The organism is Phytohabitans flavus, from assembly GCF_011764545.1.
GTDB classification, from domain to species: domain Bacteria; phylum Actinomycetota; class Actinomycetes; order Mycobacteriales; family Micromonosporaceae; genus Phytohabitans; species Phytohabitans flavus.
Genome location: NZ_AP022870.1, coordinates 2,464,576 through 2,479,347, shown reverse-complemented (window position 1 = coordinate 2,479,347; position 14,772 = coordinate 2,464,576). Strand labels below are relative to the sequence as shown.

Sequence of the window (14,772 nt, the reverse complement as noted above, 5' to 3'; positions counted from 1 at the left end):
GTGTCATCCCCTTCCTTGGGCCCGGCTGGTGGCCGGGACCGCGTGTTCGCGTGCGTCGAAGCCGTAGCTCGCCGCCAGGGTGCTGAGCGCCGAGTCGAACTCGGCCGAGCAGTCCGGGATCGGCGGCAGCGCCGCGGCGGTGGTGTTCGGGTCCTTGAGACCGTCGGCGGTAAGCACCGCGACGACGAGCGAGTCCGGGTCGACCGCGCCGGCGACGACGAGCCGGGGCAGCGCCGCGACGGAGAGCGCGGACGAGGTCTCCACCCAGATGCCTTCGAGGGCGCCGAGGTCGCGCTGCGCCTGGAGCATCTCCTCGTTCGTGGCGCTGCGGGCCGAGCCACCGGTGCGGCGCAAGACGTCCAGCGCCTGGTAGGTGGAGAGGTTCGACCCCACCGAGACGGCGACCGTGGGCACCGGTACCTCGACGGCGTCCACCACGTCCGCCCCGCGCGCGAGGGCCTGTTCGAGCGGCCCGTACACCTCGGCGGCGTGCATGGCGGGCAGCCGGTCGATCACGCCGGCCCGCCGGTACTCGTCGATCGCCTTGAACGCCCCGGAGAACGCGTCGCCCGCCCCGACCGGGAAGACGACGTGGTCGGGTAGCGCGTCGAGCTGGTCGACGATCTCGTACCCGATGGTCTTGTAGCCCTCGATGCCGTAACAGTTGCTGCCGAAGAACGGGTAGCCGAACACCGTGACCGGAAACCAGCCGAGCGTGTCGACGCCGGTCTCCATGAGGCTCCACCGGTCCTGCACGGTGGGCGCGGCCAGCAGGTAGGTGCCGTAGACCGCCATCTGGGTCTTCATGGCGAGCGGAAACTTCTGCGTCGTGAACATCACGCACGGCAGCCCGGCCCGCGCCGACATCGCGGCGACGGCGGCACCCGCGTTTCCCGACGAGGACCCCACGACGACCCGCCGCCCGAGCTCGCGCGCGGCCGAGACCGCCGCAGCGGCCAGGCGGTCTTTGAACGAACCGGTGGGGTTGCGGCTCTCGTCCTTGAGGTGCAGCTTCGGGATGCCGAGCTTGGCGCCGAGGCGGGGCGCGGGCAGCAGCGGCGTCGCCCCCTCCCCAGGCTGACGATCGCGCCGTCCGAGACTGGCAACACCTCGCGGTAGTGCCACATATCCCGCAACGACGCCGCCTGGCCCGCAACACGGCGCAGCGCCGGCAGCAGCTCCTCGTCGTCGTAGACGACCTGGACGTTGGTCGGCTTCCCGGCGGCCGCGCACACCGGGCAGCCCTTGAACGGTCCGGTGACCTCACCCTCGGTCCCGCATCGGACGCACCGAAGGGCACGTGGGCGCATGCGGGGTACCTCCAGCCGATCCCAACGTTGCGCCCAACGCTACATCATTGCGGCTGATGATCTCAACAGGCTCTACGTCATGGCGCGGACCGTGCGGAGCAGGTAGCCGGCCAGGGCGAGTTCCCGACCGTCCACCCGCGCGGCCACCTCGATCTCCTGGACGTCGAGGTCGGCCCACTCCGGCCCGGCAAAGGCCTCCCGCAGGGAGTCCTCGGTCACGCCCCAGCCGTGCCCCGCCGCGAGCGACACGGCCAGCACGAACACCATCGCGCCGGGCGTGGCGAGGTCCGGCAGCAGCGCGAGGTACGCGTCCTGCTCGCCACGCCCCCGCCGCATGAGGCTGTGCAGCAGGCCGGAGTCGAACACCGAGTCGAACGGCGCCGACGGCAGCGAGAGCGCGGTGGCGTCCTGGACCTCGAAGTGCACCGTCAGGCCCTCGGCGGCGGCCTTGGCGCGGGCGGCGTCGATCGCCACGGACGAGATGTCGATCCCGGTCACCTCGTAGCCGCGGCGGGCCAGGGCGATCGCGAGATCCCCGGTGCCGCAGCCGACATCGAGCACTTTGGTACCCGTGACCTCGCGGTCGAGTACCTCCTCGAGTGCCGGCTGCGGCCCCCGATGTCCCACGGCGGCCCGCCCGAACCGGCGGCTTCGCGGTAGATCTCGTCGTAGTCAGGGTCGTAGCCGCCGCCGTCGCGCGCGCTCACCGCACACCCCCTCGACTGCTGGATCCGGCCGAGCGATCTTCGTGGGTGACGCTACTCCGAGTGCACGGCCGGCGGGGGCGGTGCCGTGCCGCCGAGCGGAGTCGTGTCGAGGTACCTGATCTCGTACACCCGTTCGGCGAACTTCCAGCCGTCGTCCGTGCGCTGGTAGCGGTCGTGGTAGATCGCGTAGTTCAGGTGCGAGCTGCCGTCGCGCATGCGGATGACCTCCTGGAGGTACGCCCGGCCGGTCGCGGTGTCACCGCCCAGCCGGATGACGCCCGGGTGTGTGTTCTGCACGAAGAACTCCACCCGATCCGGTACCTGCTCGCCCCAGGCCCGGATCTGGTCCCGCCCTACGATGTCGGCCGGGACGTGCGGCATCCGCAGCGCGCCGTCGGATGTGAACAGTGACGCGATTCGTTCGTAGTCGCGCATCATCGCCGCGTCGGTGTACTCGCCGCGCAGCGCCTCGATCTCGACGCGGTCAGCGATGGCCCGCGGGTCGCTCATCGGTTCCTCCCTGTCGTACCGGTCTGTCAACCAGTGGGTACGACAGAACGACCTTGCGAAACGTCAGGCGACTTCCGTCACAAACCGATGCCCAACCCGGTCGTAGCTGGGACGGCGAGAGGACTGAGGAACGCGTGGTGCTCGACCGGCATGACGATGTCGTGCGCAGGCTTGCGGAGGCCTGCCACGGAGGAGACTTCGGCACGGTCCGCACGGTCCTCGCCGCCGATGCCGTGGCGATCTGCGACGGCGGTGGGCTGGTGCTGGCCGCGCTGGGCCCGGTCCATGGCGCGGAGGACGTCGCCCAGCTCGTCGTCGTGCTGCTGTGCGGGCGGCCGGACACCGAGCTGACCGTCGAGGCCGTCAACGGCCGGGCCGGGCTGGCGCTGCGCCGGGCCGGGCGGGCCCTGACGGTGGTCAGCGTCAAGGTCGCCGGCACCCGGGTCGCCGTCGTCTGGATCGTGCTCAACCCGGCCAAGCTGCGCGGCTGGCACCGCCCTTGACAGCCTTGTCCCGGTAGCCTGGGCCGCGGCCGTGATGCCGGCCCGGGTTGGATTGTGAACCGCGCAGGGTGAGGCCGCGGGAGCAGCGGTCCGGACCACCGCGGACATCGCGGTAGCTCAAGTCTTCATCGTGGAACCGATCCGCGGAAGTTGTCGGCGGCGCGGTCAGATGAGCGACAGGGCGTCCGTGGGGTGTTCGACGCAGTCCACGACGAAGCGGAGGAAGCCGGCCGCGGTGCCGCCGTCGCACACCCGGTGGTCGAAGGTCAGCGAAAACTGGGCGATCTTCCGCGGCACCACGGCGCCGTCCACCACCCACGGGCGGTCCAGGATCCTTCCCACGCCGAGGATCGCGGCCTCCGGGTGGTTGACGATCGGGGCCGCACCGTCCACATTGAACACGCCGTAGTTGTTCAGCGTGAACGTGCCGCCGGTCAGGTCGCCGACCCCAGCTCGCCCGCGCGGGCGCCCTTCGCCAGTCGGGTGATCTCGGCGTGCAGCTCGCGGACGTTGCGCCGGTGCGCGTCGTGTACGACCGGCACCAGCAGGCCGCGGTCGCCCTGGGCGGCGATGCCGAGGTTGACGCCCTCGAAGCGGACGATCTCACCGGCCTCGACGTCGACCCGGCTGTTCAGGTCCGGGTAGCGGGCCAGGCCGGCGACCACGAAGCGGGCGATGTACGCCAGGATGCCGACCGGGTGCTCCGGGTCGCGGGCCAGCGCCTGCCGGCGGGTCTCGACAAGCTCGGTCGCGTCGACGTCAACCCAGGTCGTGGCGTCCGGGATCTCCTGGTGGCTGCGGGTGAGCCGGTCGGCCATCGCCCGGTGGACGCCGCGCAGGGGCACCCGCTCGCGCACCGGCAACGGGCCCTGGTCGGGGGCACCGGCCCGGTGGACGGGGATGGGCGGTGACGTGACGACGGCCTGGTCGGCGGGCGGGAACGCCGCGGCGATGGCCTGCTCGACGTCGCGGCGGGCGATCACACCGCCGGGTGCGGTGCCGGTCAGGGCGGTCAGGTCGACGTGGTGGTCGCGGGCCAGCTTGCGCACGATCGGCGAGATGACCAGGGGCCGGGTGCCGTTGGACGGCAGCGCGGCGACCGGCCGGCGCCGGCCGCGGCGACCGCGGCGCACCTCCGCCGTGCCGTAGCCCACGAGGACGTTCCCGGAGCCTTCCCCGGCCGGCGACGCCGAGGAGTCCGTGATCGAGATCAGGGGTGCGCCGACGTCCAGCGTCCGGCCCGCCGCCGCGTGCAGCTCGACCACCACGCCGCCGTACGGCGATGGCACCTCGACGCTCGCCTTCGCGGTCTCCACCTCGACCACCGGCTGGTCCACCGCGACCGTGTCGCCGACCTCGACAAGCCAGCGCAGGACCTCGGCCTCGGTCAGCCCTTCGCCGAGGTCGGGCAGGCGGAACTGGCGCGTGCTCACGCGTCCTCCCACTGGAGTGCGGCGACGGCGTCCAGGACCCGTTCGACGTCGGGCAGGTGGTGGTGCTCGAGCTTGGGCGACGGGTACGGGATGTCGAAGCCGGTCACCCGCAGCACCGGCGCCTCCAGGGCGTGGAAGCAGCGTTCGGAGAGCAGGGCCGCGATCTCCGAGGCCACGCTGGCGAAGCCGGGCGCCTCGGCCACGACCACCGCGCGGCCGGTCTTGCGTACGCTCGCGACGAGCGTCTCCTCGTCCAGCGGCACGATGCTGCGCACGTCGACGACTTCGAGGTCCCAGCCCTCCTCGCGAGCTGCCTCGGCGGCGGCCAGGGCGATCTGGACGCTTGGGCCGTACGCGACGAGCGTGGCGTCCGCGCCCACCCGCCGCACCACCGCGCGGCCGATCGGCTCGGCGTGTACCGGCAGGCTCACCTCGTCCTTGCTCCAGTAGAGCCGCTTGGGCTCCAGGAAGATCACCGGGTCGGGCCAGGCGACCGCCGCGCGGAGCAGGCTGTACGCGTCCGCGACCGTCGCCGGCGCGACCACGGTGAGCCCGGCGGTGTGCGCGTAGTACGCCTCGGAGGAGTCGCTGTGGTGCTCGACGCCGCCGATGCCGCCGCCGTACGGTGCGCGGATCACCATCGGCAGGCTCACCTTGCCGCGGGTGCGGTTCCGCATCTTGGCGACATGGCTGACGATCTGCTCGAACGCGGGGTACGCGAACGCGTCGAACTGCATCTCCACCACCGGCCGCATCCCCTGCATGGCCATGCCGACCGCCATACCGACGATGCCGGACTCGGCCAGCGGGGTGTCGAAGCAGCGCCGCTCCCCGTACTTGGCGGCGAGCCCGTCGGTGATCCGGAAGACGCCGCCCAGCGTGCCGACGTCCTCGCCGAAGACGAGTACCCGGTCGTCCTCGGCCAGCGCGTCGGCGAGGGCCTGGTTGATCGCTTGTGCCATCGAGGTCGCCACGATGCTCAGCTCCCGTCCGACTCGGTCTCGGCCCGCAGCAGCGTCGCCTGGTCGCGCAGCCGCTGCGTGGGTCGGTGGTACACGTGCGCGAACAGCTCCTCCGGCGCCGGCGGCACCTCGGCCACCAGGCGGGTACGCAGGTCGGCGGCGAGATCCTCCGCCTCGGCCGCGATCGCCGCCTCGATGTCGACGTTGAGCTGGCCGGAGTTCGTCAGGTACGCGGCGAGGCGGGACACCGGGTCGCGGGTCAGCCAGCCGGTGACCTCCTCGTCCGGGCGGTACCGGGTGGCGTCGTCGGCGTTGGTGTGGGAGTCGATCCGGTACGTCGTCGCCTCGACGAGCGTCGGCCCCTCCCCTCGCGGGCCCGCCGCGCGGCCTCGCCGACCACCGACAGCACCGCGGCGACGTCGTTGCCGTCGACAAGGACGCCCGGCATGCCGTACCCGACAGCTTTGTGGGCCAGCGACGGCGCCGCCGTCTGCCGGCTGACCGGGACCGAGATCGCGTACTGGTTGTTCTGCACGAAGAACACGACCGGCAGGTGGAAGACCGCGGCGAAGTTGAGCGCCTCGTGGAAGTCGCCCTCGCTCGTCGCGCCGTCGCCGACGAACGCGAGCGCGACGGTGTCCTCCCCCTTGGCCTGCGCGGCGAAGGCGAGCCCCACCGCGTGCGGCGCCTGGGTGGCCAGCGGCGTGCACTGCGGTGCGGCGTGGTGCGTGTACGGGTCGTACCCGCAGTGCCACTCCCCCGCAGCAGCGTGAGGATCTCGACCGGGTCGACGCCGCGGGTGAGCAGCGCGATGCTGTCCCGGTACGTCGGGAAGATCCAGTCGGTCGGGCGCAGGGCGAGGACCGCGCCGACCTCGGCCGCCTCCTGGCCGTGCGCCGACGGGTACACCGCGAGCTGTCCCTGCTTGACCAGCGCGGTCGCCTGCTGCTCGAACCGCCGCCCGAGCACGAGTGCCCGGTACGCGGCGCGCAGCTCGGGGCCGCCGGGCAGCCCGCGCCGCGCGAGCGGGGTGCCGTCCGACTCGATGAACCGCACCGGCTCGGCCGAGGGAAGCAGCGCCACCCCCGCCGGCTTCGACTTCGCCGTCACCTCTGCCTCCTCCGAACGCTTGCCGCTACGATGCGTTCGATCTTGGCCAGCTGTCCATAGACTGGGAAATCTCCGAGACGGATGAGCACCGGAGGGCGCGATGGAGAGACAAACAGGCACGACGCCCGGCCCGCCGGCCCAGGTGGCGAGACAACCGGCGGCGGCGCCGCTGGACGACGTAGACCGGCGGATGATCGCCGAACTCGTCCAGGACGGCCGGATGGCGGTGCGGACCCTCGCCGAGCGGCTGCACATCTCCCGCGCGAACGCGTACAGCCGGCTCGGCCGCCTGGTCCGCGACCGCGTCATCCGCGGCTTCTCGGTGCGCCTCGACCCGGTCCAGATCGGCCTGACCACCGCCGTCTACGTCACGATGCAGATCGAACAGGACGCGTGGCGCGACGTGCGCGAGCGACTCACCCGGCTGCCCGCGATCCAGCATTTCGCCCTGACGGGCGGTGCGTTCGACATCATCGCGCTGGCCCGCGTACCCGACCAGGCGCACCTGCGCACGCTCATCCTGGACGAGATCCAGTCCATCCCCGGCGTCCGCAACACCCAGACCCAGCTGGTCTTCGAGGAAGTACCGGACGAGGTGCTGCTGCCGTAGCGCGCGATGGGAGTGCCTGGCCAGCCCAGGATGGCCGGCCAGGCACGTTATTCGCGAACTACCACTGGGCGGTGTTGAACGCGCGCAAGGTCGTGTCGGTCACGTTGCCGCAGCGACCCGCGGGCAGCAAACCGAAGCCCCACGAGGTGATCGTGCTGGTGCGGCGGCACAGGCTGAACGGGGTGTTGCTGGTGTCGACGAAGATCTCCCAGAGGTCGTTGATGTACGACGTGCCCGGACCCGCCGTGGTGGCGGCGAATGGGATCACGTTGAAGACCTCGCGGACCAGGAGGGGGTGCCACGACGGGTTGATCTGGAGGCCGTTTGGGGTGAACGGCGAGACGCCACCGACACTCTGCAGCCGGGCGCCATTGCGGCGGTCGATCGGGGTGCCCGCGCGGGCCTGCTGGGCGAGGTACTGGGCGATGGAGTACGGCATGATCGCGTTACGGTCCTGCGCGACGGCCGTGCCGTCGTTCTCCGGGACCGACAGGCCGGCACCGTACGTGTCCTTCACCCACGGGACAGGAAAGTTGAGGCCCATCGCCGCCGCGAAGAAGCTCCCTGTTCCCGCGCCAGCCTTCGGAAGCAGCAGGTGGATCGCCGTGCTACCCGGTGCCGGGAGGTCAGCCGGGTTGCTGGTGTCAACCGGGTCGTAGCTGACACCGTTGCTGGCGGTCTGCGGCGCGCCGGTGGTGTACATCATCTGCAGCTGCGACAGGGTGAAGGTGCCCCCGATCAGGGTCGGGTTCGCCCCCGTGTTCGGGCCGACCGCGACGCCCACGGCGTCCAGTGCGAACGGGACATACTGCAGCAGCCCCGTGGAGCTCGCGACGGGCCGAACGGTGGAACGGGCGTACTGGAAACACAGCGAGCCGATCGGCGGGGCGCCGGGGTAGTTGGCTGCCGTGATGGGGTACTTGGGCAAGGGAACATTGGGGATGACCGGAGTGTCGCTCAGCGACCGGCGCAGCGCGATCAGGCCCTCGACGTCAGTGTTCGGCCGGGTGATGGTGCCGCAGTGCACGGTGCTGGGAGGGGCAATCGTGGCCTTGGGCGTGATCAGACTGCCGGCCGGCGTCGCGTTCCACGAGCTGAACCCGATCGAGTTCGCCATCGCGTTCATCACGTCCTGCGTGGCCTCCGCGCCGCTACCGTCGATGTTGATGGGCGTCGTCGGACCCGACGGGTCCGCGGCAGCCGGGCCGGCAACGCCGACCACGGCGCCGAGGACGAGGGCGCAGACGCTCGCGGCGCCAATGAAGCTCTTCAGCTTCATGCGTTTCACCCCTTTCAGGGCTGAGAAATTGCGAACTACCACCGGGAGACGTCGTATGCGCGCAGGGCCGGGTCGATCAAGCCGCAGCGACCCGGGGCCAGTACCCCGAAGCCCCACGAGGTGATGATGTTGTTGTAGTTGCACAGGCGGAGCGGGCTGGCGGAGTTGGTGTCGACGAAGATCCGCCAGAGGTAGTTGAGGTAGCCGGTGCCCGGGCCTGCCGTGGTGGCGGCGAACGGGATCACGTTGTAGTGCCCGCGGAGCAGGGGGAAGTGGAACGACGTATTGAACCGGAGGCCGGTCGCGTCAAATGGCGAAAGGGTGCCGATGTTCTGCAACCGGGCGCCGTTGCGGCGGTCGATGGCGGGGTGGTTCATCTGGGCGAGCCATTGCGTGGTGTTGTACGGCATGAGCGCGTTACGGTCCTGCGCGACGGCCGTGCCATCGTTGTCCTGGACCTGCTGGGTGGCGCCGCCGCCAGTCGGCGTGTACGTGTCCTTCACCCACGGCGGCGGGGAGTTGGAGTTGAATCCCATCGCGCCGGCGAAGAGGGACCGCGTAGCGGAGCCGAGCGGCGGAACCAGCAGGTGGATCGCCGTGCTGCCGGGCGCCGGAGTGTCAAGCGGGTTGCTGACGTCAACCGGGTCGTAGGTGAAACCGTCGCTGGCGGTCTGCGGCGTGCCCGCGTTGTACATCGACTGCAGCTCGGCCAGGTCGAAGCTCCCCCTGACGAGGGTGGCGTCCAGACCCGAGGCCGGGCCCACCGCGACCGTCCAGCCGTCCACAGCGAACGGAACGTATTGCAGCAGACCCGTGAAGCTCGCGTTGACGCCGGGCCCGTTGGCGGAACGGGCGTACTCGAAGCACCGCGAGCCGATCGGGGGTTGGCGATCCCGTTGTTGTAGATGGCCGTCGTGATGGGGTAGAACGCGGGGTTGGGCCGGGCCGTCGGGAGGCTACTCAGCGACCGGCGCAGGGCCGCCACACCGTCGAAGTCGCTGCGCGGCCGGGCGATGTTGGCACAGCTCGCCTTGGGCGTGATCAAGCTGCTGGGCGGCCCCGGGTCCCACGAGCTGAAGCCGATGGCATTCGCGAGCGCGTTCATCACGTCCTGCGTGGCGGGCCCGCCGCTGCCGTCGATGTCGATGGGCGTCGTGGGACCCGGCGGGTCCGCGGCGGCCGGGCCGGCCACGCCGACCACGGCGCCGACGACCAGGGCACAGGCGCCCGCTATGAAGCTCTTCAGCTTCATGAGTTCACCCTTTCAGGGCTGAGAAAATGCGAATTACCACTGGCTGTCGTCGAACGCGCGCAGGGCGGGGTCGGTCGCTTTGCCGCAGCGACCCGTGGGTAGCAGACCGAAGCCCCACGAGGTGATCATGCTGGTGCGGCGACACAGGCTGAACGGGGTGTTGCTGGTGTCGACGAAGATCTCCCAGAGGTCGTTCAGGTAGCCGGTGCCCGGACCCGCCGTCGTGGCGGCGAACGGGATCACGTTGAAGACCTCGCGGACCAGGATGGAGTGCCAGTTCGGGTTGAGGTGGACGCCGTTGGGGGCGAGCGGCGAGATGCCACCGATGCTCTGCAGACGAGCGCCGTTGCGGCGGTCGATTGGGGTACCCGCGCGGCCCTGCTGGGCGAGCCATTGGGCGATGGAGTACGGCATGATCGCGTTACGGTCCGCCGCGACCGCCGAGCCGTCGTTCTCCGGGACCGACAGGCCGGCACCGTACGTGTCCTTCACCCACGGCGGCAGGACGAAGGGGTTGAATCCCAGCACGTTGGCGAAGCGGGTCCGCGTTGCGGAACCGGGCGGCGGAAGCAGCAGGTGGATCGCCGTGCTGCCGGGCGCCGGGAGGTCCGCTGGGTTGTGGGCGTCAACCGGGTCGTAGCTGACACCGTTGCTGGCGACCACCGGCGCGCCGGTACTGTACATGGTCTGGAGCTGCGGCAGCGTGAAGGTGCCCGTGATGAGGGTGGCGTTCGCCCCCGAAGCCGGGCCCACCGCGACCGTCAAGCCGTCGATCCCGAACGGGACGTACTGCAGCAGACCCGTGGGGCTCGCGTTCAGGCCGGGCCCGCTGGCGGAACGGGAGTACTCGAAGCACCGCGAGTTGAACGGCGGGTTGGCGATCCCGTTGTTGTAGGTGGCAGTCGTGTTGCGGTAGTTCGCGGGCAAAGGCGGGGGCAGGGTCGTCGGGAGGCCACTCAGCGACCGGCGCAGGGCCACCACGCCGTCGAAGTCGGTGCGCGGCCGCGCGATGGTGCCGCAGGGCACGGTGGCGGGGGAGGCGATCGCGATCTTGGGCGTGATCAAACTGCTAGGCGCCGTCGCGTCCCACGAGCTGAAGCCGATCTGGCTCGCGAGCGCGTTCATCACGTCCTGCGTGGTGGGCCCGCCGCTACCGTCGATGTTTATGGGCGACGAGGGACCCGACGGATCCGCGGCAGCCGGGCCGGCCACACCGACCATGAGGCTGGCGACCAGGGCACAGACACCCGCGGCACCGATGAAGCTCTTCAGCTTCATACCTTCACCCCTTTCAGGGCAGAGAATCTTGCTCGACCCATTTGATCGAGTAACAACAATCCTTCCGTCCAACAATGGCCGCGAATACCTCGATTTAACGTCGGCTTGACAATTCCACGGACACGCCAACATTAAGAGGAAGTAACAGGCGCGAATTCAGAATCGTCCCGGCGCTTCGGGTTTCCTGAGAGCAGTTACGCAATTGTCAGATCAACGACGCAACGAATATCGATCATCGGCTGCCTCGCCGGCACAGGATGGCCCGGCCAGGCAGCCAAGGGAGGGTCGATTAGGGACGTCTATGGCGAATTACCACTGAGTGGCGTTGAACGCTCGCAGGGTCGGGTCGATCGCGCCGCAGCGACCTGCGGGTAGCAGACCGAAGCCCCACGAGGTGATCGTGCTGGTGCGGCGGCACAGGCTGAACGGGGTGTTGCTGGTGTCGACGAAGATCTCCCAGAGGTCGTTCAGGTAGCCGGTGCCCGCACCCGCGGTGGTGGCGGCGAACGGGATCACGTGGAAGACCTCGCGGACCAGGATGGAGTGCCAGTTCGGGTTGAGCTGGAGGCCGCTGGGGGTGAACGGCGAAACGCCACCGATGTTCTGCAGACGAGAGCCGTTGCGGCGGTCGATCGGGGTACCCGCCCGGGCCGTCTGAGCGAGGTACTGGGCGATGGAGTACGGCATGATCGCCCGGTTGTCCGCCGCGACCGCCGAGCCGTTGTTCTCCTGGACCGCCAACAGGCCAGGGCCGTACCTGTCCTTCACCCATCTGGGCAGGAAGTACGGGTCGAAGCCCAGCACGCCGGCGAGGTAGGTCCGCGTCCCCGAGCCAAACTGCGGAACCAGCAGGTGGATCGCCGTGCTGCCGATCACCGGAACGTCAAGCGGGTCGCTGACGTCAACCGGGTCGTAGCTGACACCGTTGCTAGCGGTCTGTGGCGCGCCGGTGCTGTACATCGCCTGCAATTGCGACAGGGTGAAGGTTCCCCCAATGAGCGTGGCGTTCGCCCCCGAATTCGGGCCCACCGCCACCCCCACGCCGTCGAGCGCGAACGGAACGTACTGCAGCAAACCCGTGGAGCTCGCGTTGGCGCCGGGCCGGACAGTGGAACGGGCGTACTCGAAGCACCGCGAGTCGAGCGGGGCGCTGCCCTGGGCCATCGTGATGGGGTACGTGGGGAGGAGGGGGTTGTTGGGGAGGAGCGGAGTGCCGCTCAGCGACCGGAGCAGCTCCACCAGACCCTCGAGATCGGTGTTGGGCCGGGTGACGGTGCCGCAGGGCACGGCGGCGGGCGGGGCAATCCCGCTCTTGGGCGTGATCGGGGTGTGGACCGGGATAGCGTTCCATGAGCTGAACCCGATGGCGAAAGCGCCTGCGTTCATCACGTCCTGCGTGGTGTCCGCGCCGCTACCGTCGAGGTTGACGGCCGTCGTGGGGCCTGGCGGGTCAGCGGCAGCCGGACCGGCGGAGCCGACCAGAATGCCAGCGACCAGGGCACAAACGCTCGCGGCACCGATGAAGCTCCTCAGCTTCATGTATCCACCTCTCTCTGGGATGAGAAATCCACTCGACCTATTGGGATAATTTCGCGTGGATAGGGTGCCTGGCCGGCGCGGAGTGCCGGCCAGGCATTCGAAGGCAAGCCGATTACGGACGCCTATTGCGAACTACCACTGGCTGCTGTTGAACGCGCGCAGGGTCACGTCGGTCACGTTGCCGCAGCGGCCAGCGGGCAGTTGAGCGAAGCCCCACGACTGGAGAACGCTGGTGCGGCGGCACAGGCTGATCGGGGTGTTGCTGGTGTCGACGAAGATCTCCCAGAGGTCGTTCAGGTAGCCGGTGCCCGGACCCGCCGTGGTGGCTGCGAACGGGATCACGTTGAAGACCTCGCGGAGCAGGATGGAGTGCCAGTTCGGGTTGAGCTGGAGGCCGTTCGGGGTGAACGGCGAGATGACAGGTCCAAAGCGCGGCGGAGAAGGAGCGACGCCAATCAGCCGGGCGCCGTTGCGGCGGTCGATCGAGGTACCCGCGCGGGCCTGCTGGGCGAGCCACTGGGCGATGGAGTAGGGCATAAGCGCCCGGCTGTCCGCCACGACCGCCGAGCCGTCGTTCTCCGCCACCTGCTGGGCGGCACCGCCGCCGGCCGGCGTGTACCAGTCCTTCACCCACGGGACAGGAAAGTCGATGCCCATCGCCGCCGCGAAGAAACTCGCTGTCCCCGAGCCAGCCCTCGGAAGCAGCAAATGGACCGCCGTACTACCCGGCGCCGGCAGGTCAAGCGGGTTGCTGACATCAACCGGGTCGTAGGTGACAGCATCGGTGGCGGTCACCGGCGTGCCGAACCTGTACATCTCCTGCAACTGCGACAGGGTGAAGACGCCGCCGACGAGCGAGGTCCCGCCCTTCGCGATGCCAACGGCGTCCAGGCCGAACGGGACGTACTGCAGCAGACCGGCGTTGGACTGCTGGGCGGAGGTGGGCCGGACGGAGGTACGGGCGTACTCAAAGCACCGCGAGCCGAGCGGAGGGTTGTTGACCCCGGCGTTGTAAAAGGCCGTCGAGGAGACGCTCAGCGATCGGCGCAGGGCCGCCAAACCGTCGAAGTCGGTATTCGGCCGGGCGATGTTGGGACAGGTCGGCTTAGGCGTGATCAAACTGTAGGGCGGAATCGAGTTCCACGAGCTGAACCCGATCATATTCGCGAGCCCGTTCATCACGTCCTGTGTGGTGTCCGCGCCGCTACCGTCGAGGTCTATGGGCGTCGTGGGGCCTGACGGATCAGCGGTAGCCGGACCGGCGGCGCCGACCAGGACGCCGGCGACCAGGGCACAAACGCCCGCGGCAGCGATGAAGCTCTTCAGCTTCATGCATTCACCCCTTTCAGGGGCGGAGATCTCTGCCCGATCTTGTGACCGAACCAAGACAGTTTTTCGAGAGAGCGACGGCCGCGAATACCCCGCATTGGAAACGAGTGGACAATTCCATGGAAACGCCAGCATTAACAGGAAGTAACCAAGGTTCACCCTGCTCCGCGCGTCGTTGATCCGACAGAAGCGTCACTACTTTCACGAAACCCGAAGCACCGGACGACCTCGAATTTGTGGAAGCTCGGGACGCTAGTGAGCTTTTGGAGTCAGGGTGGCCTCGGCGCCATGCCGCGACAAAGATCCATAACCAAGGAAATCGAGCTACCGCGATTTCCGCCGTGGTCCAGACCGTCGCTCCCGCGGCCTCACCCTTCGCGGTCGGCAACCTCACCCCGGGGGTCGCGGTCGCCCGACGGCGACCATCGCTGCGGGTCCACGCTCCCGCAGGATCGCGATTGAGTCTTCACAACTGACGTTGGTCACGCCGGGCGTGGCGAATCTTGACCGCTTGCTTCCCTTGGTCGCCGCGTGCTGCGATCCCATCGCGCCGCTCAGGGCGATAGGTCGCGGATGGCCGGCACTGGCGAGATGAGGGCGTGGCCTTGATCGGTGGTCGCCCTGGTCGTCCGTGGCGAGAAATTGCCTCTGGAGAGCCTGTCGCAGAATCGCCAGATTCGCTTGAAATGAGGGTCTCGTTGACCCTCGCCGGCCGCCGTTCGGCGGCCAGCGGCGGACACAGCCGTGTTTTTCTCGACACACGCTGTAGTCGGGCAATTTTGCGACAGGCTCTGGAGGGGCAATTTCTCGCCACAATCGCAGCGCGACACCGTGCCGCTTACGCCGATCAAGGAAATCCGCAGGAGAGACTGCGGGCAGACTCAATGACGCCGACTCCGAAAGCTCTATGGACCCACTCGGAGCGCGGGCTGGCAGATTCGACGGAGCGC

The 14,772-nt window shown here is 69.3% G+C and carries 12 protein-coding genes and 2 pseudogenes; 3 read left to right on the top strand and 11 right to left on the bottom strand.

Annotated elements, in window-relative coordinates; genetic code table 11:
- Window positions 1–3: 3 nt before the first annotated feature.
- The 3 genes from Pflav_RS10675 to Pflav_RS10665 form a co-directional block, all read right to left on the bottom strand.
- The gene (locus Pflav_RS10675; protein ID WP_173035821.1) at window positions 4–1,125 is read right to left on the bottom strand and encodes a threonine synthase; all 1,122 of its coding nucleotides are present in this window, start codon (window positions 1,123–1,125) and stop codon (window positions 4–6) included.
- A 257-nt stretch (window positions 1,126–1,382) separates the two neighbouring features.
- A complete protein-coding gene (locus Pflav_RS10670; protein ID WP_232071231.1) occupies window positions 1,383–1,937 on the bottom strand; it encodes a class I SAM-dependent methyltransferase in 555 nt (184 codons plus the stop codon).
- A gap of 131 nt (window positions 1,938–2,068) precedes the next feature.
- A complete protein-coding gene (locus tag Pflav_RS10665; protein WP_173035819.1) occupies window positions 2,069–2,527 on the bottom strand; it encodes a nuclear transport factor 2 family protein in 459 nt (152 codons plus the stop codon).
- A 137-nt stretch (window positions 2,528–2,664) separates the two neighbouring features.
- On the opposite strand from Pflav_RS10665, the gene Pflav_RS10660 reads away from it, so the two are divergent.
- A complete protein-coding gene (locus Pflav_RS10660; RefSeq protein ID WP_173035817.1) occupies window positions 2,665–3,030 on the top strand; it encodes a sigma-70 family RNA polymerase sigma factor family protein in 366 nt (121 codons plus the stop codon).
- Window positions 3,031–3,195: 165 nt separating this feature from the next.
- Here the strand turns inward: Pflav_RS10660 and Pflav_RS10655 are convergent.
- From Pflav_RS10655 to pdhA, 3 genes and pseudogenes are all read right to left on the bottom strand, one after another.
- A pseudogene (locus Pflav_RS10655) lies at window positions 3,196–4,463 on the bottom strand (dihydrolipoamide acetyltransferase family protein).
- Window positions 4,460–5,425, bottom strand: coding sequence for an alpha-ketoacid dehydrogenase subunit beta (locus Pflav_RS10650; protein ID WP_173035816.1), 966 nt, complete (start codon window positions 5,423–5,425; stop codon window positions 4,460–4,462). The pseudogene Pflav_RS10655 and the gene Pflav_RS10650 overlap by 4 nt, the downstream one beginning before the upstream one ends.
- 17 nt (window positions 5,426–5,442) lie before the next feature.
- A pseudogene (gene pdhA / locus Pflav_RS10645) lies at window positions 5,443–6,535 on the bottom strand (pyruvate dehydrogenase (acetyl-transferring) E1 component subunit alpha).
- Window positions 6,536–6,635: 100 nt separating this feature from the next.
- On the opposite strand from pdhA, the gene Pflav_RS10640 reads away from it, so the two are divergent.
- On the top strand, window positions 6,636–7,145 hold the full coding sequence (locus Pflav_RS10640; protein ID WP_173035814.1) for an Lrp/AsnC family transcriptional regulator: 510 nt from the start codon (window positions 6,636–6,638) through the stop codon (window positions 7,143–7,145).
- A gap of 58 nt (window positions 7,146–7,203) precedes the next feature.
- Here the strand turns inward: Pflav_RS10640 and Pflav_RS10635 are convergent, their stop codons facing one another.
- Together Pflav_RS10635 and Pflav_RS10630 are read right to left on the bottom strand one after the other, a co-directional pair.
- Complete coding sequence (locus tag Pflav_RS10635; protein WP_173035812.1) at window positions 7,204–8,424, bottom strand: hypothetical protein; 1,221 nt, start codon at window positions 8,422–8,424, stop codon at window positions 7,204–7,206.
- A 35-nt stretch (window positions 8,425–8,459) separates the two neighbouring features.
- Window positions 8,460–9,209: a hypothetical protein gene (locus tag Pflav_RS10630; protein ID WP_173035810.1), complete on the bottom strand. Its 750-nt coding sequence runs from the start codon at window positions 9,207–9,209 to the stop codon at window positions 8,460–8,462.
- Window positions 9,210–9,359: 150 nt separating this feature from the next.
- On the opposite strand from Pflav_RS10630, the gene Pflav_RS10625 reads away from it, so the two are divergent.
- Window positions 9,360–9,698, top strand: coding sequence for a hypothetical protein (locus Pflav_RS10625; protein WP_173035808.1), 339 nt, complete (start codon window positions 9,360–9,362; stop codon window positions 9,696–9,698).
- Between the two features lie 11 nt (window positions 9,699–9,709).
- On the opposite strand, the gene Pflav_RS10620 is transcribed toward Pflav_RS10625, so the two are convergent.
- The 3 genes from Pflav_RS10620 to Pflav_RS10610 form a co-directional block, all read right to left on the bottom strand.
- Complete coding sequence (locus Pflav_RS10620; RefSeq protein WP_173035806.1) at window positions 9,710–10,954, bottom strand: hypothetical protein; 1,245 nt, start codon at window positions 10,952–10,954, stop codon at window positions 9,710–9,712.
- A gap of 309 nt (window positions 10,955–11,263) precedes the next feature.
- Window positions 11,264–12,493: a hypothetical protein gene (locus Pflav_RS10615; RefSeq protein WP_173035805.1), complete on the bottom strand. Its 1,230-nt coding sequence runs from the start codon at window positions 12,491–12,493 to the stop codon at window positions 11,264–11,266.
- Between the two features lie 132 nt (window positions 12,494–12,625).
- Complete coding sequence (locus Pflav_RS10610) at window positions 12,626–13,825, bottom strand: hypothetical protein (RefSeq protein WP_173035803.1); 1,200 nt, start codon at window positions 13,823–13,825, stop codon at window positions 12,626–12,628.
- Between the last annotated feature and the right edge of the window lie 947 nt (window positions 13,826–14,772).

Coding starts and splice junctions, on each gene's coding strand:
- Pflav_RS10615 (WP_173035805.1), bottom strand. CDS start 12,493: ATGAAGCTGAGGAGCTTCATCGGTGCCGCGAGCGTTTGTGCCCTGGTC.
- Pflav_RS10620 (WP_173035806.1), bottom strand. CDS start 10,954: ATGAAGCTGAAGAGCTTCATCGGTGCCGCGGGTGTCTGTGCCCTGGTC.
- Pflav_RS10635 (WP_173035812.1), bottom strand. CDS start 8,424: ATGAAGCTGAAGAGCTTCATTGGCGCCGCGAGCGTCTGCGCCCTCGTC.
- Pflav_RS10650 (WP_173035816.1), bottom strand. CDS start 5,425: ATGGCACAAGCGATCAACCAGGCCCTCGCCGACGCGCTGGCCGAGGAC.
- Pflav_RS10610 (WP_173035803.1), bottom strand. CDS start 13,825: ATGAAGCTGAAGAGCTTCATCGCTGCCGCGGGCGTTTGTGCCCTGGTC.
- Pflav_RS10665 (WP_173035819.1), bottom strand. CDS start 2,527: ATGAGCGACCCGCGGGCCATCGCTGACCGCGTCGAGATCGAGGCGCTG.
- Pflav_RS10640 (WP_173035814.1), top strand. CDS start 6,636: ATGGAGAGACAAACAGGCACGACGCCCGGCCCGCCGGCCCAGGTGGCG.